This is a genomic window from Nonomuraea longicatena, from assembly GCF_039525605.1.
GTDB lineage: Bacteria > Actinomycetota > Actinomycetes > Streptosporangiales > Streptosporangiaceae > Nonomuraea > Nonomuraea longicatena.
Map to the genome: position 1 here is coordinate 150,674 of NZ_BAAAHQ010000040.1, position 19,006 is coordinate 169,679.

Annotated in this window: 18 protein-coding genes; 10 read left to right on the plus strand and 8 right to left on the minus strand. The window is 70.2% G+C overall.

Translation table 11 applies throughout. The features are described from left to right. Nucleotides 1–4 precede the first annotated feature (4 nt). From ABD120_RS31395 to ABD120_RS31420, 6 genes are all read right to left on the minus strand, one after another. Nucleotides 5–1,195, minus strand: a complete 1,191-nt coding sequence (locus ABD120_RS31395) for a radical SAM protein (RefSeq protein WP_343953820.1) — start codon at nt 1,193–1,195, stop codon at nt 5–7. Nucleotides 1,196–1,289: 94 nt separating this feature from the next. Next, complete coding sequence (locus ABD120_RS31400) at nt 1,290–1,541, minus strand: aroma-sacti cluster domain-containing protein (protein ID WP_343953821.1); 252 nt, start codon at nt 1,539–1,541, stop codon at nt 1,290–1,292. A 92-nt stretch (nt 1,542–1,633) separates the two neighbouring features. Then, the gene (locus tag ABD120_RS31405) at nt 1,634–3,004 is read right to left on the minus strand and encodes an MFS transporter (protein ID WP_343953822.1); all 1,371 of its coding nucleotides are present in this window, start codon (nt 3,002–3,004) and stop codon (nt 1,634–1,636) included. Further along, on the minus strand, nt 2,997–3,251 hold the full coding sequence (locus tag ABD120_RS31410; RefSeq protein ID WP_343953823.1) for a LuxR C-terminal-related transcriptional regulator: 255 nt from the start codon (nt 3,249–3,251) through the stop codon (nt 2,997–2,999). Before ABD120_RS31410 ends, ABD120_RS31405 begins: the two co-directional genes overlap by 8 nt. 18 nt (nt 3,252–3,269) lie before the next feature. Next, nucleotides 3,270–3,965, minus strand: coding sequence for an iron-containing redox enzyme family protein (locus ABD120_RS31415; protein WP_343953824.1), 696 nt, complete (start codon nt 3,963–3,965; stop codon nt 3,270–3,272). Next, a complete protein-coding gene (locus tag ABD120_RS31420; RefSeq protein WP_343953826.1) occupies nt 3,962–5,095 on the minus strand; it encodes a radical SAM protein in 1,134 nt (377 codons plus the stop codon). The genes ABD120_RS31415 and ABD120_RS31420 overlap by 4 nt, the downstream gene beginning before the upstream one ends. Nucleotides 5,096–5,192: 97 nt before the next feature. Between ABD120_RS31420 and ABD120_RS31425 the strand changes: the two genes are divergently transcribed. The 7 genes from ABD120_RS31425 to ABD120_RS31455 all read left to right on the plus strand — a co-directional run bounded on the left by ABD120_RS31425 (nt 5,193) and on the right by ABD120_RS31455 (nt 11,968). Beyond that, nucleotides 5,193–5,921, plus strand: coding sequence for a hypothetical protein (locus tag ABD120_RS31425; protein WP_343953827.1), 729 nt, complete (start codon nt 5,193–5,195; stop codon nt 5,919–5,921). Between the two features lie 92 nt (nt 5,922–6,013). Then, nucleotides 6,014–6,346, plus strand: coding sequence for a hypothetical protein (locus ABD120_RS31430; RefSeq protein WP_343953828.1), 333 nt, complete (start codon nt 6,014–6,016; stop codon nt 6,344–6,346). Then, on the plus strand, nt 6,343–8,529 hold the full coding sequence (locus tag ABD120_RS31435; RefSeq protein ID WP_343953843.1) for a TOMM precursor leader peptide-binding protein: 2,187 nt from the start codon (nt 6,343–6,345) through the stop codon (nt 8,527–8,529). Before ABD120_RS31430 ends, ABD120_RS31435 begins: the two co-directional genes overlap by 4 nt. 64 nt (nt 8,530–8,593) lie before the next feature. After that, the gene (locus tag ABD120_RS31440; protein WP_343953829.1) at nt 8,594–9,871 is read left to right on the plus strand and encodes a SagB/ThcOx family dehydrogenase; all 1,278 of its coding nucleotides are present in this window, start codon (nt 8,594–8,596) and stop codon (nt 9,869–9,871) included. A 100-nt stretch (nt 9,872–9,971) separates the two neighbouring features. Continuing rightward, nucleotides 9,972–10,208 (plus strand): hypothetical protein, encoded by a 237-nt coding sequence (locus ABD120_RS31445; protein ID WP_343953830.1) that lies wholly within the window; start codon nt 9,972–9,974, stop codon nt 10,206–10,208. A 25-nt stretch (nt 10,209–10,233) separates the two neighbouring features. Further along, nucleotides 10,234–11,367, plus strand: a complete 1,134-nt coding sequence (locus ABD120_RS31450; RefSeq protein ID WP_343953831.1) for a sensor histidine kinase — start codon at nt 10,234–10,236, stop codon at nt 11,365–11,367. After that, nucleotides 11,345–11,968, plus strand: coding sequence for a response regulator (locus ABD120_RS31455; protein ID WP_343953833.1), 624 nt, complete (start codon nt 11,345–11,347; stop codon nt 11,966–11,968). Before ABD120_RS31450 ends, ABD120_RS31455 begins: the two co-directional genes overlap by 23 nt. A gap of 46 nt (nt 11,969–12,014) precedes the next feature. On the opposite strand, the gene ABD120_RS31460 is transcribed toward ABD120_RS31455, so the two are convergent. Continuing rightward, on the minus strand, nt 12,015–14,042 hold the full coding sequence (locus ABD120_RS31460; RefSeq protein ID WP_343953835.1) for a hypothetical protein: 2,028 nt from the start codon (nt 14,040–14,042) through the stop codon (nt 12,015–12,017). Between the two features lie 648 nt (nt 14,043–14,690). Between ABD120_RS31460 and ABD120_RS31465 the strand changes: the two genes are divergently transcribed. After that, the gene (locus tag ABD120_RS31465) at nt 14,691–16,685 is read left to right on the plus strand and encodes a hypothetical protein (RefSeq protein ID WP_343953836.1); all 1,995 of its coding nucleotides are present in this window, start codon (nt 14,691–14,693) and stop codon (nt 16,683–16,685) included. A gap of 57 nt (nt 16,686–16,742) precedes the next feature. Here the strand turns inward: ABD120_RS31465 and ABD120_RS31470 are convergent, their stop codons facing one another. After that, entirely contained in the window at nt 16,743–17,696 is a 954-nt protein-coding gene (locus ABD120_RS31470) for an HNH endonuclease (RefSeq protein ID WP_343953837.1), read from the minus strand. Between the two features lie 336 nt (nt 17,697–18,032). On the opposite strand from ABD120_RS31470, the gene ABD120_RS31475 reads away from it, so the two are divergent. Then, on the plus strand, nt 18,033–18,326 hold the full coding sequence (locus tag ABD120_RS31475) for a transposase (protein ID WP_343953838.1): 294 nt from the start codon (nt 18,033–18,035) through the stop codon (nt 18,324–18,326). Beyond that, nucleotides 18,323–19,006, plus strand: a 684-nt coding sequence (locus tag ABD120_RS31480; protein ID WP_343953839.1) for an IS3 family transposase, incomplete at its 3' end; no start/stop codon positions are given. The genes ABD120_RS31475 and ABD120_RS31480, both read left to right, overlap by 4 nt.

A 19,006-nucleotide genomic window follows, 5' to 3' on the forward strand; every position in this document is an offset into this window, starting at 1 on the left:
CCTCCTAGAGGCGTCCCATGGCCACGAGGTCGTCCAGCAGGGCCGCGTCCACGCTGTCGTGGAAACGCTGCCAGGCGTCCGCGTCGGCGAAGTTCAGGAAGTCCTCCTCGCAGGTCGTCCAGCGGGGCTCGGTGACCTCCTCCGGCTGGTAGCCGTCGAAGACGGAGCCGACCGTCCAGTCGGCCTTCCCCGCGGTCTCCCAGCAGCTCGACAGGCTGCCGTCGGCGCTGACGACCGCGCCGTACCTGCCGCCGGGGAACGAGCAGGCCGGGCAGGGGACGATCTCACGCGGACGGCCCACGCCGAACCCGCAGGCGAGCGCGCGCCGGTTCCAGTCGATGAAGCGCTGTTGCAGCCGTTCGGAGGCGGCGACGTCGTTGCGGTAGCCGATGCCGACGTCTCCCACGATCTTGAAGTAGATGCCGCAGCGGGTCGTCTTCAGCCGCTCGGCCAGGCGTTCGACGAGCCGGTCGATGCCGCCGAGGTTCTCCGCCGTCACGTTCACCCGCAGCGAGAAGGCGATCTTCGTCTCCTCCTGGACCTCGCGGATGTTGCGCACGATCGTGTCGAAGGTGCCGCCCCCGGTGCGTTTCACGCGCAGCGCGTCGTGCTCGGGCTCGTCGCCGTCGAAGGTGATCTGGATGCCGCGCAGGCCGAGGTCGTACATCCGCTTGAGCGGCACGGTCGTCAGCAGCGTGCCGTTCGAGACCATGTCGGCGTAGCGCAGCCCGAGGGGCGCGGCCGCCTCCAGGAGTTCCAGGCAGCCCCTGGGATTCAGCAGCGGCTCACCGCCGAACAATGTGACGCACAGTTCTTCAAGGCCGGCCGCCGCCATACGCTCACGAGTGAATTCGATAATTCGCTTGATGGTCGCCGAATTGAGCCGGGTGTATGCGATGCGCGGCGGCGCGGTGCCGCCCGGCTCGTCCTGGCCCAGATTCTGGAAACAATAGGAGCAGCCGAGATTGCAGTGCGTCGTGGTCAGCACCGTCAGGCTGTAGTTCTTGCGCCTCGGCTGCCGCAGCATCCCCTGCTCGCCCAGCCAGCCGATCGTGTCCTCCGTCGGCGCGCCGTCGCTGCCGAGGTGCCACGAATAGAGTTTGGCGACCCCGCCGGGGCCGAGAAACCACCAGTTGCGCTCGCCGCGAAGCACACGAGGGCGAAGTTCCTCGTCGCGGTGGCGTCCTTCGAACATCCGGGGCACCTCCTGGGCGTTGCGATGTGGTCAGCGGCGCCTTCCGCGGCCAGGCGAGGAACCGCGGAAGGCGCCGTGAACATGGGATGGCGCGTCAGCTCTCGACGGGGTTGTCCGAGCCGAAGTGGCCGCAGGAGAAACCGGCCAGGCACGGGGTGTCCTCGCTGCCCTCCTCCGAGTGGGCCACGACCTCGGGCCGCATGGCGGCCTTGATCCGGGTGTCGAGCGAGCTAAGGAACGCGACCTCGCTCTCGTTCAGTTCGCTGAGGACGCCGATGGCGGCCGGCGAGGTTTTCCCGGTGACGATGCCCGCTGCGCGGAGCGCGTCGAGTGCGTTGAAACTCATGCTGCCCTCTGCCTTTCGACCGTGACTGGAAAACGTAATTCAATGGTCTGCGCGCGGTCGCCGGGCGACAACCCTACGATCGTATGGTGAATTCATTTGGCTGCTCTGATCCTGGAGTTCAGTGAATCGAGGAATCTGATTTCTTCTTCTCTCAGCGGGCCGAGGCGCGCGAGTTTCTCCGGGTCCGGATCGCCGGAGAAGACGCCGAGTTCGCAAAGGCGCCGGATGGACTCAAACGGGTCCGGTTCCTCCTCCGGGCCGCGCAGGGCGCGCAGTGCCGTACTGGTGGAGGCGAGTGCGGTGATCACCAGCAGTGCGCCGCCGATGACCACCAGGGCGGGGCCGCCGCCGAGCGCGCCCGCCAGGGCGCCGCCGATCACCGGGCCGAGCGGTGACAGACCCTGGAAGGTGACGGTCACCACCGACATCATCCGCCCCATCATGTCGCTCGGGACCAGGTGGCCGATGAGCGCCATCAGCGCCACGTTCAGCGCGGGGGAGGCCAGGCACGACACGACGATGGGCACCATCGGCCACGGCATGGGCAGGGGCAGCGGGATCAGGCAGTAGGAGCCGCCCATCAGCACGCAGACCAGCAGCAGCAGCTTGCCGGGCGGCAGCAGCCCGCTCAGCCGGGTCGCGAGCAGCGATCCGGCCAGCCCGCCTATTCCGGCCCCCGCCATGACGACGCCGGTGTGCAGCGAGGCCCCGCCGCGCTCGCCGACGAGTACGATCACCGGGATCCAGATGGCGTTCACCAGCGGGTTCATGAACAGCGCGACCACGATGGCGGCCCGCAGCCCGCGCTGCCCGACCAGCCAGCGGAACGCCTCGGCGAACGCGCTCCGCATGTTCGCGGCCTGCGGCTTCCTGGCCGCGCCCGCCGGTCTGCGCGGCACCCGCGCCGCGAGGTAGCAGGCCGTGGACAGCACCAGCGCCAGCGCCTGGAAGGCGAACGGCACCGCCCGGCCGACCGCGTAGAGCAGCCCGCCCAGCGGCGGACCGGCGAGCTGCGTCGCGTACGAACGCGCCTGGTTCTGCGCGTACGCCGCCGAGAGCTGCGACTTGGGGACCAGCGACTGGAGCGCGGCCGCGTGCGCGGGCCCCTTGAACGCTCCCGCGCCGCCGCTGACCACCGACACCAGCACCACGTTCCACGCCGAGACCGCGTCGGACCACACCAGCAGCGCGAACGAGCCCCAGGCCGCCGCCAGCGCGAGTTCGGCCCCGATGAGGATCCGCCTGCGGTCCATCCGGTCCACCCACACCCCGGCGGGGGCGCTGACGACGAGCGCGGACACCATCGAGATCGTGGTCGCGATCCCGGCCAGCGCGGGCGAGCCGGTGGCGGCCAGCACCAGCAGCGGCAGCGCCAGCCCGATCGTCGAACTGCCCAGGTACGACAGCCCGGCTCCGGCCCACATGAGCTGGAAGCGCCAGTTCCGCCGCAGTTCGCTACTCATGGCGGACCAGCGCCGAGTGGGCGTGCGGAGGCCAGACCCCCGTCTCCAGCAGTCCGTGCGCGTAGGCGTAGGCGACCAGCTCGGTCCGGTTCTTGCACCCGAATCGGGCGAACAGTTTGCAGCAGTGCTCGGCCGCGGTCGGTTTGCTGACGTACAGGTGCCTGGCGATGCGCTCGGTGGAGAAACCCGCCGCGAGCAGGGTCAGGATGTCGAGGTCGCGGTCCGAAACGGTGATGCTGGGTGCCATCCGTCCCCGTCCAGTGGTTCAACGATGGGTGTGATGCCGCCGATTCTGCGGCGGTTCGCCCGGGATCCGGTATCGCACCGGTATGGTGTCGGCTGCCCCGGACAGGCAGTGGAACAACTCGGTGCTCTTGCGCACGCTGTGAAGTGCGCTGACGCGCAGGGCCTGCCCGGTTTCCGCGTCCAGGGGGAGCCGGTCGAGCAGGGTGTCGACGGCCGCGCGGTGGTCGATGTCGGCCTCGGCGTGCACCCGCAGGGTGCGGAAGGCGGGCGCAGGGTAGCCGGTGCGCCGTTCGAGGTGCTCGATGAGCGCGGCGGTCGGCGGGAAGCCCTCCATGACCGCGATGTAGCCGAGCAGGCTCACCGGGTGGTGGTGCAGCACCCAGTAGTACTGGGCGCCCACCAGTTCGGCGACCAGGGTCGGCGGCGTGGCGGCGACCGGTTCGCCGATCGCGGCGAGGTCCTCCGCCAGCCACTCGTCGTGGCCCGTCTCCTCGTGGGCGTGCGCGTCGAAGTAGTGCGCGAGCCGGCCGCCGCTGCGGTCGCGGGCGGCGAGCAGCAGCGGCACGGTGGCCTTGATGACGGCGTGCATCACCCGCAGGTACTCCGGATAGCGCTGCCTGAGGTCGTCGGCCTGCCACAGCCGGGCGCTGGCGGCGTGCAGCGCGGGCGCGGCCATGGAGAGCGTCGCCCGCAGCGTCTCACTCGCCGTCGTCATGAAACATCCCCCTCGTTCTGCGCGAACGGCACGTCCCGCGTGGGCGGCACGTGCCGTGTGGACTGCGCGTCTTGCCTGGACGGCGCGTCCGACGTGCGCTGCGCGTCCGGCGTGCGCTGCGCGTCCGGCGTGGGCTCAGCGTCTTGCCTGGACGGCGCGTCCGGCGTGGGCTGCGTGTCCGGCGCGTGCTCCGTGAACAGGGCCAGTGCGGCGACCGACGCGCCGGGGTCCGTGCCCAGGCGCCGGGTCACGCGCCAGCAGAGCTGGCAGATGTGCTCGAAGCGCCGGTCCTGCAGGCCCACCAGCGGGGCCAGCGGGCCCGGCCCGTGGCTGCTGATGAACCGCAGCATCGGATCGGCCTCGAAGGAGTCGAGGCTCTGCGCCAACTCGGCCGCGTCGCGGGCCTGCCGCCGCAGCGCGGGCGGGCCGCCGCCGGTGATGACGGTCTCGTTGCAGCAGGCGGACACCCGTCCGTCGTAACGGACCACGGGCGCGTCCGAGACGGTGCAGGGCCCGAAGCCGGGCGCGTCACGGACGGGCGCCGACGTGCGCAGCGACCGCGCCCGGCCCACGGTCAGCAGCCCGGTCACGTGGATCTCGGCATGGTCGCGCCACGCGGCGCCGAGGGCGCGGGTGAGCAGCGCCGCCGCGTCCCGGTCGGTGCCGATCGCCTGGAGCACCAGCCAGCAGCCCGCCTCCCTGACCGCCCTGATCGCCGGTACGACCCGGTCGTCGGTCAGCCGCGCCGCGTGGAAGGTGTCGGTCCCCAGGACGACGCAGCTCGATCGGTCGAGCACCCGGCGCGCCCACGGCGCGGGCTCGCCCCAGAAGCCGCTCGTGTACAGCACCACCGACTTGCCCGCCGCGACGAGCGCGTCGGTGGCGAACACGAGCCCGCGCCGCTCGGTGAACGGCTCGCCGCCGGAGATCCCGACGATCTCGAAGCTCTCCACACCGCACAGCACGGAGACGACCTGCTCGAACAGCGGCCAGTCGGTGATGCGGGCGCCGTCGGGGCGCGCGTTCACCGAACAGTGGGCGCAGCCGACCGGACACCGGTCCGTGAGGTAGAGCAGCGCCGAAGCCCACCTCCGCCGCCTGGCGGCCTCGATGCGCGCGTAAGTGAGCATGCCGCATGATGTGCCACGCCGCTTGGGTAGGGGTTCGTGGCCGGTATGGAATCGCTTGCCCGTTGCTTTGCCCCCGGCCGGTTGCGATGCTCGCAGTGTGCCCCAGAAGAGCGCGCCCCTGGAGGTACGGCTCAGCCGCGCGGCCGTCGCGGCCTTCGCCGTCTTCCTGATGGGCAGTACGTTCGCGCACTACCTCGCAGACGGCGCCGCCCACCGGCTCCTCGCCCTGGTCCTCGCGGCGGCGGTCGTCGTCCTCTACGTCGTGACCGCGTGCACCACGCCGGGCAGGCGGCGGCGGCGCTGGTCGCTCGGGGCGATGGCGTTCCTGGTCTACGCGCCCCTGCCGCTGCTGGGCGAGTGGTGGGCGGCGCCGGGGGTCTTCCTCGCCTCGGCGGTGCTGGCGCTGCTCGCCGCGCCGCACTCGCTGCTGGTGTTCGTGGCGGTGATCCTCGCGGAGGCGGTCAAGGCGGTCCTGCTCGGGGACGTGTTCAGGGAGGTCCTGTCGTGGACGCTGACCGCCACGGCGGCGGCCGTACTGCTGGCCGGTCTGACGCATTTCGCGGAGACGGCGCGGCTGCTGTACGAGACGCGCGCCGATCTGGCCGAGGCGATGGTCGCCGCGCAGCGGGCGAGGGCGACGCGCGAACTGGAGGTCATTCTGGGCCGCCGCCTGGACGTCATCGCCGCCCAGGGCCACAAGGTGCTCGCGGGCACGGACGTCGAGAACGATCTGGGGCGCATGCTCGACATGGCCCGTGAGGCGCAGCGCGAGGTACGCGGATTCGCCCACCGCGAGCAGTCAAAAGAGTCAATAGCCGAGAAATGATAAATATCACGAAATGTCGGTGATAGTTGTTTCTGGTGTGTGTGACCGATCGCGGGGAATCTGGTGTCAACTTTGGCCGCAGGAGGACTCTGATGACGGTGGACTGGGACCTCTCCCAGCGCAGACGGTTCGGCGAACTGACCGCCCGCTCCTGGTTCGACGCCGATCTCCGGCTCCGCTACGAGCGCGAACCCGCCTCGGTCCTGACCGAGTACGGCATCCCCTTCCACGAAGGGCTGGGCTTCCCTTCCCTGCCGCCCCAGCCGTCCACCGAACTCGTCATCGAGAGCTTCGACGGTAAGTCGATCCCCCCGCCCCCGCCGCCCTGCATGATCAACTTCTGCTTCTGTTTCGTGGAGACGGAGACCCACGCCTCTCACGCGGAGACCCGCCCCACTCACAAGGAGACGGAGACCCGCCCATAGACCTCCGGCCGAGCTTCCGCCGCCACTACCGGGTGGAGGTCGTCGCGGGCGAGGGGGTCTTCCTCGTCTCCGAGCACGGGCTGCACATCCTCACCGGACGCTCGGCCGAGGCGGTGGCGGGCCTGCTCGACGGCGAGCACACCGTCCCCGACATCCTCGCCTCGGTGGACCTGCCGCCCGAGGAGGTCTACTACCTGCTCCACCGGCTCAAGGAATCCTGCCTGCTGGTGGAGACCGGCGACGGCCTCGACCGGAGCACCGCCGCCTACTGGGACCTGGCCGGACCGCAGGCCGAGACCGCCGTCGCGGGCATCGCAAGCGGCCGTGTCCACGTTCGCGCACTCGGCCGGACGACGGCGGCCGACCTGTCAGACCTGCTCACCGCCGAAGGCATCGACGTCGTCACCGACCCACCCGCCTCGGGTGAGGGCGGCGGCCCGGCTGTCGGCCGCCTCGACGTCGTCCTCACCGACGACTATCTGCGGCCGGAGCTGGCCGAGATCAACCTCCGCCACCTGGCGGAGGGCCGTCCGTGGCTGCTCGCCCGCCCGGTCGGCCCCGTCCTCTGGCTCGGACCCTTCTTCGGTACGGGCCCCTGCTGGCGCTGCCTCGCCCACCGCCTCGAAGGGCACCGGCAGCCGCTCGCCTACCTCGAAGGCCGGGCGGGCGGGCCGCTGGCCGTACCGCTCGCGGAGCTGCCGCTGACCCGCGAGACCGGCGTGCGGCTGGTGGCGGCCGAGGTGCTCAAATGGCTCGCCGGGGTGCGCGACCGGCCCCACGTGACCACCTTCGACACCCAGCGGCTGGAGACCGTCCGCCACGAACTCCGCCGCAGACCCCAGTGCCCGGCCTGCGGCGATGTCCGGCTGATGGCCGAGGCCGCCCGCCGCCCCGTCGAGCCCGTGTCGCGCGCCAAGACCTCCACCGCGGACGGCGGCCACCGCGCGGGCCGTCCGGAAGACGTCGCCGAGCGCTACGGCCACCTGGTCAGCCCGATCACCGGCGTCGTCAGGGAACTCGTCAGGGCGGACGCGGGGACGTCCTTCGCCAGGACGTACGTGGCGGGCCACAACGTCGCGAGGCGGGCCCGCGACCTCGGCGTCGTCCGCAAGGGGCTGCGCAGCCAGAGCGCGGGCAAGGGCATGACCGACGCGCAGGCGCGGGTCAGCGCCATGTGCGAGGCGATCGAACGCTACTCCGGGGTCTTCCAGGGCGACGAGGCCAGGCATGCCGCCAGCCTCGCAGACCTGGGCGCCGACGCCGTCCACCCCAACGCGTGCGCGCTCTACAGCGACCGGCAGTACCGCACCAGGCACACCGCGCGCGACCACGTCCCCGAACCCCTCGACCCGGACGCCGTCATCGACTGGACGCCTGTGTGGTCGCTGACCGAGCGGCGGCACAAGTACCTGCCCACCGGCTACCTGTACTACGCCTACGACGCCGGGCCGATGCGCGCCTGGGCCGACTCCAACGGCAACGCGGCCGGAGCGTCCCTGGAGGACGCCATCGTGCAGGGCTTCCTGGAACTCGTCGAACGGGACGCGGTGGCCCTGTGGTGGTACAACCGGGTGCGCCGCCCCGCCTTCGACCTCGACGCCCTCGCCGACCGCTGGATCGACGAGTTCCAGGAGGTCTACGCGGGGATGGGGCGCGGCCTGCACGTGCTCGACCTCACCGCCGACCTCGGTGTCCCCGTCGCCGCCGCGATCAGCTACCGGGCCGAGGGGCTGCTCATGGCCTTCGGCGCCCACTTCGACGTACGGCTGGCCGTCCAGCGCGCCCTGGCCGAGCTGAACCAGTTCCTGCCCGCGCTCGCCGACCCCGCCCACCTGGTCCCCGACGGCTGGTGGAAGGACGCGCGCCTGGAGGAGCACCCCCACCTGGTCCCCGTGGGCGAGCCGGTGGCCCCGTCGGCCTACGACCGGCCCTTCACCGCCGACCTCCTCGACGACATCGTCCACGCCCGCGAACTGGTCGAGGCGCGCGGCATGGAACTCCTGGTGCTCGACCAGACCCGGCCCGACCTCGGGATGCCGGTCGTCAAGGTCATCGTGCCCGGGATGCGGCACTTCTGGCGCCGCCTCGCGCCAGGGCGCCTCTACGACGTACCGGTGGCGCTGGGATGGCTGGCCGAACCCACCCCGGAGGAGGAGATGAACCCCGTGACGATGTTCTTATGAGGGTCCGTGCTCCTGCCCGGTGTTCTTCCAGGAGGCCCGGTCGGCGCCCACTCGGCTGGCGCTTGTGAGGGTCGGGCTGCGCGCCGACGCCGTCGTGCGCACGGACGCGGGCGTCCTCACCGTCGCCAACCCCTTCGGGCTCGCCACGGCGCGCGGCCTGCCCCCGCGCGTCGCCGCCGTGCTCCGCCGCCTGCCCGGCACCCTCACCGGGATGGACGACCTGGTCGCCGGGCTCCTCGCCGACGGCGGCACCGACCAGGAGGTGGCGCTGCTGCTCCTCACCCTCGACCGGTTCAACCCGATCCTCGTGCACGAGATCGGCCCGCTCCGCTTCGTCCCGATCGCCCGCGACGCCGTACTCCACCCGCCCGTCCTTCCCGCAGACCGGCCGGTACGGTTGTCCAGGTTCGCCCTGGTTCGCAGGACGGGGGAGGAACTGGTCCTGGAGTCCCCGCTGTCGCGGCACCGGGTCACCCTCACCGGCGACGCGCTGCCGCTGCTCGGCCGCGACGCCACCGCCGAGGAGGCGGCCCACCTCGTCGCGGCCGGGTTCACCGAGGAGGCGGACTCCGCCGTACCGACGTGGGACTTCCACGACCTGTACTTCCACAGCAGGAGCCGCGCGGGCAGGCACGACGCGCCCTTCGGCGCGACCTTCTCCGGGGACCTGCCGCCGGAACCCGCGCTCAAACCCGTGCCCGCCGGTCCGGCCATCGACCTGCGCCGGCCCCCGTCCGAGCCCGGCCCGCCCTTCACCGCCGTGCTGGAGTCGCGCAGAACCGTGCGCCGGTACGGCGCGCCGCCGACGATCGACCGTCTGGGGGAACTGCTCCACCGCTCCGCCCGGGTCAAACACCTGTCGGGGCCGTCGCCCGGCGTGCCGTACGAGACCAGCGGCAGGCCCTACCCGGGGGGCGGCGCCGTCCACAGCCTGGAGCTGTACCTCGTCGTCGGCCGGTGCACCGGCCTCGACCAGGGCGCCTACTACTACGACCCGGCCGCCCACCGCCTCGTCACGCTGCCCGCCGCCGGCGCCGACCGGCGCGCGATGCTGGACCTCGCCTGCGCCGCGACCGGGGGACTCGTCCGGCCGGACGTGCTCATCACCATCACCTCGCGCTTCCGTAGGATGTCGTGGAAGTACTCCGGCATGGCCTACGCCACCGTGCTGAAGGACGTCGGCGGGCTCTACCAGACCCTCTACCTGGTGGCCACCGCGATGGGGATGGCGCCCTGCGCCCTCGGCGGCGGCGACGCCGACCTGGCCGCGCGTACCTTCGGGCTCGACTGGGCGAGCGAGTCGTCCGTCGGAGAGTTCCTCATCGGGGAAGCCGGGCCGTGACGTCCGTCATGGGCGGTGGATGTCATCTGCATCTGCCCGGGAGCGGACGGATCCGAAATCGTGAGATCCGACGGGTCCGCAGCCGGGAGGAGAAGCCCTGATGGCCGAGAGCATCTACATCCTCGGGGCGGAGGACCGCAGGAAGTTCGCCAGGCTGATCGCGGCGGCGTGGAGCGACGCTGAGCTACGCGCCCGTTACGAGCGGGAACCGCGCGTGGTGCTTTCCGAGTACGGCATCGGCTACCCCGCCGAGGTACCGACCCCGCCGCTGCCGCCGATGCCGGATCGGTGGTTGATCGAGGCCCAGGAAGGCGGCACGATCAGTGTGAAGCCATGATTTATCCGGACATTGAGAGGCCGCCGTGGACGGACAGATCAGGTGGCTGTCCAGAGGCGTCATCGCGGTCACGTCGGCACTCTGGGCGCTCACCCCGCTCGCGTTCCTCGTCACCGGCGACGTGCTCAGCGCCGCCGTCTCGGCGACCCTGCTCGGCGGCCTCCTGGTCGTGTACACCCGCGCGGTCGCGGACCGCGTCAAGGGCGCTCCCGCCGTCCGCCCGCTCCGGACCGTCGCCTGCTTCGCGCTGATCGTGTACGGCGCGCTGCCGTTCCTCGGCCCGGTCTGGATCTACACCCCGTTCACCGTCGCCGCGGCCGGACTGCTCCTGCTGCGCTTCCGGCTCGCCGTCACCGTGCTCGTCGCCGTCACCGTCCTCGAATTCCCTCTCACGCGCCTGCTGCAGGACCCCTCACCCGTGGCCGCGTTGCAGAACAGCGCAGGGGTGTCGGCCGCCGCCGTCGTGCTCTTCGGACTCGTCCGCTACGCCGCCTCCGTACGCGAACTGCGCGAACTACGGGCCGCGCTCGCCGACAACGCCGTCGACCAGGACCGCGCCCGCCTCGCCGGAGAGCTCCACGACCTGCTCGGACAGACCCTGACCTCGATCACCCTCAAGACCGAACTGGCCGCCGCCCTCATGCCCCTCGACCGGCAGCGGGCCGTCGGCGAGGTCTCCTCCGCCATCGCCATCGCCGCGGAGGCCCGCGAGCAGATCGGCGACGTCGTCGCCGCCCGGCGCCTGCTCGACGTCGGCGCCGAACTGTCGGCCGCCATCGCCCTCGTCGAACTCGCCGGCGCCGACTGCGACCTGCACCTGGGCATCAGCGAGATCGACGAGCGCACCGGCGACGCGCTCGGCTGGGTCGTCCGCGAGATGGCCACGAACATCGTCAGGCACAGCGACGCCCGCCACTGCCGCATCTCGCTCGACAGCGCGGACGGGCGCATCCGCCTGCTCATCCGCAACGACGGCGTCAGGCACGAACCCGGCCGCAGACGCGGCTCCGGCCTCGACGGGCTCCGGCGGCGGGTGGCCGCCCTCGGCGGCGCCCTGACCGCCGACGCGACCGGCGACGACTTCGAGGTGCGGGTATGGCTGCCCGTGGCCGACGACCAGGAGAAAGTGGTGAGCGTTGATTCGAGTACTGCTGGCTGAGGATCACGGGATCGTCAGAGGCGCGCTGGTGGCGCTGCTCAACCTGACCGGCGACATCGAGGTCGTGGCGGAGACCGGGAACGGCGACGAGGTCGTCCCCCTGGCGCTCGCCGCCACGCCGGACGTCGCCGTGATCGACATCGAGATGCCCGGCCAGGACGGCATCGAGTCCACCCGCCGCCTGCGCGAGGCCCTCCCCACCTGTCAGGTACTCATCCTGACCGCCCTCGCCCACACCCGCCTCCTCAAACGCGCGGTGGAGGCGGGCGCGGCCGGCTTCCTCCTGAAGGACGCCCCCACGGAACGCCTGGCCGAGAGCATCCGCCGCCTGGCCGCCGGCGAAAGCGTGATAGACGCCTCCCTGGCCCTGGCCGCGATGACCGGCACGGCCACCCCCCTGACCGACCGGGAATCGGCGGTATTACGCCTGATCGACACGGGCGCCAGCACCGGCGAAATCGCCGAAACCCTACATTTATCGGCCGCAACGGTCCGCAACTACATCTCCAGCGTCATCACCAAGGCCGGCGCCCGCAACCGCACGGACGCCGTCCGCATCGCCGTGGAGGCCGGCTGGATAGAGGGCACCCGAGGCAGATAGTGCGGGGACCATCGTCCCCGCACGGCGTCGCCGTGGTTCCCGGAGCCTATGGGAGCTCTTGAGAGTCGCATGTGGGAAGGTGCCCTGCGGCTGCTCCTGGTCGTCTGGTGATCAGGTTCAGTGCTCTTCGGGCCGTACGCCGGTACTCCTCGTCTCCCCAAACGGCGCGTTCGGTCACGCGGGCACGGCCGTACGCGATGACTTCCACCTCCGGGACAGCCGCCTCCGCAGCCGAACCCAGCCTGCCCAGCGCCTCCACCGCGAGCAGCGCCGGGGCGGCTCGGCGAAAACCCTCCTCAGGCAGCGGTCTGGCGGTAATGGCCGACAGAAGCGGTGCGACCAGTCCGTCGCCGTCGCCGGTGATCGCCCACAGCGCCCGTGCGATCGCCACCCGGTCGTACAGATGACCGTGCTCCGCGTCATCCAACTGCTTCCACAGCACCGGGACGGCGGCCGGCGCCGCAGGGCCGAGATCTTCGAGTAGCGGCCCGATGTCGCGCGCCAGGTGGCCGCTACCACGTGCGAGGCGATCGGTAAGTACGGCAGGGGCCTGCCCCATCTCGCCGGTGATCCGCCACATCGCCCAGGCGGCCACGTCCTCGTACCGCTCGTCGTCGAGTAGAACACGCACTCGCGGCACGATCTCCTCGGCGGCAGGTCCGATCGCGCCGAACAGCGGCAACGCCAAACCGACGAACATTTGCATGCGATCGGCGATCGCCGACACCAGGGGCGCCGCCGCCGACCCCCACGTGACCAACGCCTCCAGCAGCCGGAGGTCGTCCGGGTCGCCGTGCCTCGGTGAGCGCAAATACTTCAGCATGGCGGGCAACAACGCGTCCGCGTGCGCTGTCATAGAAGGAAGCACGTCCATCGCGTCCAGGTGCTTGACCTGGCCGGCCTTGTCGAGAAAAGCAGCGACGAGCCACGGGACGCAACGACTGTCACCGAGCCGGGCAAGCCCCACCACCGCTGGATAGGCCACCGTCGGCCACGGCTCGCCCGGTTCCCCGATCAGCATCTCGGCCAGAAGATCGGCGTACTCTGCGGCAGCCTGCCCCGACTCGGCGATCAGCTCGACCGCACTCTCCACCGGACCCCGCATGAACCCACGCCGACGCCGTGCAGACGGGGGACCCGCCGCCAGGTCCCGAACCAACTCGGCGACCGCTGGCAACAACTCGGACGGCGCAGCCCGCCAGTGCCGGATCGCCTCCCACGCGATGTCGAGCGCCCTGTCCACTTCCCGGAGTCCGCGACGGCTGAGCAGATCTCGCGCCACCGTCCGCTGCCGATGCTCGGCACGAATCAAGGCCGACCCCAAAGGAGTGAGGCCGTCGCCATCCCACTCGAAGCGCTCGAACACCGCACCCGGGTCGGCCAACGCATCCGCGATGAGCCGGACCGCCGTATCGCTCTCCGTATCGGTGGCCGGATCGGCGAGCGAGACACCCACTGCGGCGGCGGCGCGCAGATCCCGGTGCGCGGCCGAATCGAGCAGCCCGGCGAACCACTCCGCACTCTCGGCCGCCGCCAGCCACGCCACCGCCAGTACGCAGGCCGCCGCTCCCGCGTCAGGGGTCGGCTTCACACCCTTCTCCGCCCGAGCACGCAGCGCGGGGACCCATGTCGGCGCAGCCTCGGGCAGGCAAGCCAGCAGCCGCGCCATCCCCGCCACGACCCTCGAAGACCCATCACCCAGGAACCGCACCAACTCATCGGCCTTGCCCGCCATGGCCGCTCGCGCCAATGCCGCATGGTCGCGCCCGGGCCAAGGGTCACGCACGTCACGGTACGGCTGAGCCACCGCGATGTCGGTCACCAGATCCACGAGCAGCCCCCGACTGGGCTGCTGCACGACCCCGATCAGCTCCACCAGGTAGGGAACCAGGTATGGGGCCGCGCCGTACACCTCGTTGCGATCACTCCCCCTGAACAGCCCTCCGCCCAGCCGCCCTACGGACGACTCCGCCATCTCTCCTGGCGAAGCTGAAGCAATCTCCCGCAAGAGGCCAGCCACCGCTTCCCCACCACCGGACCAGTAGCCGAGCTGCTCCCATGGCACCTCGTCCACACCCTCCAACACCCTGTCCCCTTCCCCGGACCGGAGGGGCCCGAAGCCTGCAACGCGTTGCCTTGACTCTTTGAATCTAAGCTCAGCCGCCGCAACCGCACCGGCACCCGCTGCCTGGCCAACGGGAGGTCCGTCGGTTGCCGATCGGCATAGCCGTGCACCCGCCCGGTTGCCCCCGCGGACGGGACACGCCACCGGCGCGCCCGTGGAGGCGAATGGACCACGATCCCTCGGCCCCGGAACGCTACCTGTGACCTGGCTGGCCACCCGCAGGAGCACCAGCCCTGCAAGATCCTTTGCGTCACATCGGCGTCACGCTCGCACAAGACCTCGAGTTACCTATGGACCGACGCGAAATATTACGCTCTGTAACCAGCGGAAGCGGGCCAGAGCCGAACCCACGCTGTACAGTCCCCTCTCCGGGTTGGGGTTCATTCAGTCCGGGCACGAACTCGCGTTCGTTCTCGACATCGCGAGGTTGGCACAGGGAGTGTGAAGGCGTTCCTTAAGGCCTTCATCTCCAGGGAGCGCACCGCGATCCTCTCCTCGCCTAGCGAGAGCCTGGACAGCCGTCCCCTTGCCTGGGCTGCTGGGAACTCCTTCATGACAGGCGGGACACCAACCTCGGAAGGATGGGAGGCTTGGACGGTGCGTACCTGGTTCGAGCTCGAAGAGACCGACGAATTCGAGGCCGCCAAGGACCTGCTGATCCGGCGGTGTGTCACCTGGGCGGAGCATCACGGGTATCTGGTCGACGGCCTGCTGCTCTCTGCTGCCATCGATGCGCGGCAAGAGAGCCGTGACGGCCGGCTGGCGTACTGGGACAGTGCGTCCATCAGGTACTTCCTGCTGCGCTACGTGCCGTACAAGGTGACGGCCCTGCGGGAGGAGCTCGACCTCGCCCCGGAGGTGCTGGGCACGTACCTGCGCTATCTCGACGTCACGGGCCTTCGCGACCCGCGCGGCGCCACGCTCGCCGAGGCGGAGGAGATCATCTCCGGCGCGCGGGCGGAGTACGCGGCCGCGCTCGACGATCCCACGTTGCGCGGGGTGGCGACGTTCTGGGCGCACACGGCTCTCGGCCAAGGCGTTGATCTCACCGTTCCGGGAGCGTTCGAACGGTTCAGGCGCGACCTCGACGCCGGTCGCGTGCCGTACGACGAGCAGGTGCTCGACAAGATCATGCAGAACCGCTTCCTGTACGGAGGCATCGGCGAGGAACGTGCTTTCCCCCAGCCGCCTGTCTCCTTGCCTGCTGCAGCTGAGCTGACGGAGGCCGCCGCGCGCAGCCAGACCGTCCAGCGTCTCATCACCCTGGCCGAATGGGTGGGCAAGGACGGCCGCGCCCTCACAGCGGCGGGCAACCTCCGCGTCGCCGACGCCCTTGAGGTGTCGGCCCTGCTGGGCACCGGCGAGGATCGGTTGCGCGTCCGCAGCGCCGCCGAACTCCCGCAGCTCAACCTGCTGCTCGCCTGGGCCAGAAAGCTGCGCCTGACCCGCACCAGCAAGGGCCGCCTCCTCCGCGTGGCCAAGGCCGCACCCTTGTTGCGCGACCCGGAGTCGTTGTGGCGGCGCGCGTTCGAGGTGCTGCCGGAGCTGGGCCGGGTGGTCACCGTGCCCCTTGCGTGGCGGGCCGAGCCCATCCTGGCCGAGGTCTTCGACGAGATCCTGCCGGACGTGCTCAACTCCATGTACGGGCTGGGCGAGATGCCCGTGGTCCGGCTCGAAGAGACGGTGTGGCTCGCCTGCCAGGAGTACTTCGACCTCGACCAGGAGGAAGGGCGCCTGCATGATCTCTGGCGCCGCGAGGCCGCCCGGGACCTGGGGCGCATGTTCGAGGTCCTGTCCGACCTGGGCGCCGTGGAGCTCACCCGAGGTCCCGCCGACCCCCTCTTCACAAGCGACCTCGACCACGACGACCAGCCCTTGCCACCGGACGCGGTCGAACGCCTGCGCACCGCCCTTGCCGAGCCCGACGTCCTGCAGGTCCGCCTCACCGCCCTCGGACTGCGCGGCGTCCGCGAGCGCCTCCTGGCCGAGGGCCGCGACGCTCCCCTCATCGGTGAACTGGCCACCGCCCCGCCGTCCGAACTGCTCGGCGTGCTCGCCCAGCACTATCCGCCGCAGGACGCCGCTGTTGAGCTAAGGGGATGGCTGGCCCAGCCGGGGCAGGACATCGAGACGTTGCTACAGGCCGTGCGGGATTGCCCCTTCCGGACGCGAGTGGCGGCGATGCTACGCGTCCTGGCCGACACCCTTCCCGAACGACGGCTCCTGCATGACCTACGCCACGACCCGACCCTCGGCCCCGCCGTCTGGACGCAGCTCATCGATGCGGGAGAGATGCAGCCCGGCTCGTTGACCGAACACGAGAACCTGCTGATGGGAGCAGAGAACTTCCTGGCGGTACTGGAACTCGCAGGACCTGAAGCGCTTGTCGATCAGCTCAGGATGATGGGAGGCGGGGACGCCTACGAGTTCGTGGAGGCGATCCTGGCATCGGGGCACCCCGATATCGTGGGCTTGCGGGAGCTACGCGACCTGGTGGCCGAGCCACTCCGCAAGCCCGCCCACCACCCGCTCCGCCTCGTCCCCACCCGTCCGCCAGGAGCCCGAGGCCGCCGTAAGAAGCGCAAACACTGATCTCGATCGTTGACATGCCCGCCAGGGAGACGGCAGTGGAACCCCTGTCCCTGATCTCTACGTTGCGAGAAAAACCTCATTCATATGCCATTCCAGGAATGATTGACTGGGTCGATCGGTTGCGTTGGCAGGGAGAGTGATCGTACATCCTGCGTGCCGGTGGACTTCGTCGCAAGTACCGAACTCTTCGTATAAGCGCTGGCTGGCTAGCAGCCGGTGGTTCGTATCAATCGCGAGATATCCCTGATCGAACAGGGTGTGCACGTCTGAACGCAGCAGGATGCCGTTGTCCAGGCGATGCTCGCCTCCGCGTGTTACCGGGCGAATGTGGGCTGCTTGCAGGACCGGGCGGATCGTTGAGCCGGTGATTGCGCAGCGTCCCTCATAGGCATTGAGGACCACAGCCTTGAAGGCGCGCTGGCCAAGACGTCGGGGTGCCAGACGGGGATCCCCGAAGACGGGGCCTTCGCGCCGCCATGGTTGTGACACGTCGGCATCATCGTTTCCGAGCAGGTGGGCCACGAGGTTGGCGAAGTAGTCGGTGTAGGAACCGGCGGACATGTCGTAGCCCTTGCCTTGAACGATGTTGGGGGCGAAGTCAGGGGGTGGGGCTGCGGGCGGCTCGAAGAATCGAGTGTCCCGGAGCAGGACGCAGCCGATGGTCGGGTCCTCGCTTGCCGCTATGGGACGTCGACGATACTTGCTGATCCTTTCCCTCATCTGCTCCCGATTGTCGGCGCCGTTGGCCTCCCCGAAGATCTCCCACGCCTCGGACAGAGGAAGCGGCTCGAAGCACTCGAATATGCCGCCGCCGATCACCCGATTGTACGGAAAGCCTCTGACAGGGTGTCTGCCCCGGTGATGGGTCTTGAAGAAGAACGGCTCGCCGGGACGCAGCGCGCGGAAGGTCGTGCTACCCGAGGGGCGCCAGAAGTTGGCCTCGGTCAAACCTGGGCGTGCCGACAGGAAGCGATACCAGTTGCCGTCGGTGATTCCGACATATGCCTTCACATACGGAATTGTGCAGCGCGAAGATCGTTTCTGCTAGTGGATATGCCCAAAGAAGGTTGGCGGCCCGCTTGGCTGGAGCACCGCGAAATCCGCACGCGTCGAAGCTGGCCAGCCCGCCCGTCGCCAGGGACGTTGAGGGCTGCCCTTGATCTTTTCAGCTCCCCCACGGAGCTACGCCTGGAAAGCATGACCCTCGCGACTCGGGATGCGGCCTGGCCATGATGGGTGTCGTACAAGCGAGTGCTCGGCAAGTATGCGGCACTGGAGACTGAGGTGCCCAGCAGATTCCGGACAGTTGGCTACATAAGCTGACAGAAGTCTGGAAGAGGTAGGTACGTGACGAGGCGTCGCAGGCGGTTCTCGCCGGAGTTCAAGGAAGAAGCCGTCCGCATGGTGCTGGAGGGCGAGCGGACGGTCGCGTCGGTGGCGCGGGAGTTCGACATCAACGCCAGCACTCTGGGCAGTTGGGTGAACCGGCATCGGGTCGTGAGCGCGCAGGAGGAGCGGCAGCCGGTCTCCGGGCCGGAGCGGGCGCGGATCCGGGAGCTGGAGCGGGAGAACACCGAACTGCGCGAGAAGTTGATCTTCTTGAAAAAAGCAGCCGCCTTCTTCGCGTCCGAGACTCGATGACGCTCGCCAAGTACGAGCTCATCGACGCGGAGAAGGCCTGCCACTCCCTCGTGAGAATGTGCGCCTGGCTGGGGGTGTCCCGCTCGGGCTACTACGAGTGGCGCGAGCGGCCGGCCTCGGCCACCGCGCAACGCCGGGCGCTGCTGGCCGCTCTGGTCGCCGAGATCTTCGCCGGCTCCCACGAGACCTACGGCTACCGGCGCGTCCACGCCGCCCTGGCCCGCCGCGGCGAGCACTGTTCACCCGAACTGGTCCGCGCCCTGATGCGCGAGCGGGGCCTCATCCCGGCCCAGGTGAGGGCGTTCTGGCCGGTCACCACCGCCCAGGGCGACTACCGCGGCATCCCCGACCTGGTCGGCCGCGACTTCACCGCCGAGCGGCCCGGCATCAAGCTGGTCGGCGACGTCACCTATGTCCGCACCTGGGAGGGCTTCCTCTACCTGGCCACGGTGATCGACTGCCACAGCAAGGTGGTGCTGGGCTGGGCGATGGCCGACCATTACCGCACCGAGCTGGTCAAGGACGCGATCCGGATGGCCGCCGGCACCGGTCTGCTGCAGCCCGGCGCCGTGTTCCACACCGACCGCGGCTCGAACTACACCAGTGATGAGTTCGGCCGCTTCCTGACCTGCCTGGACATCCGCCGCTCGGTCGGACGCACCGGGGTGTGCTACGACAAC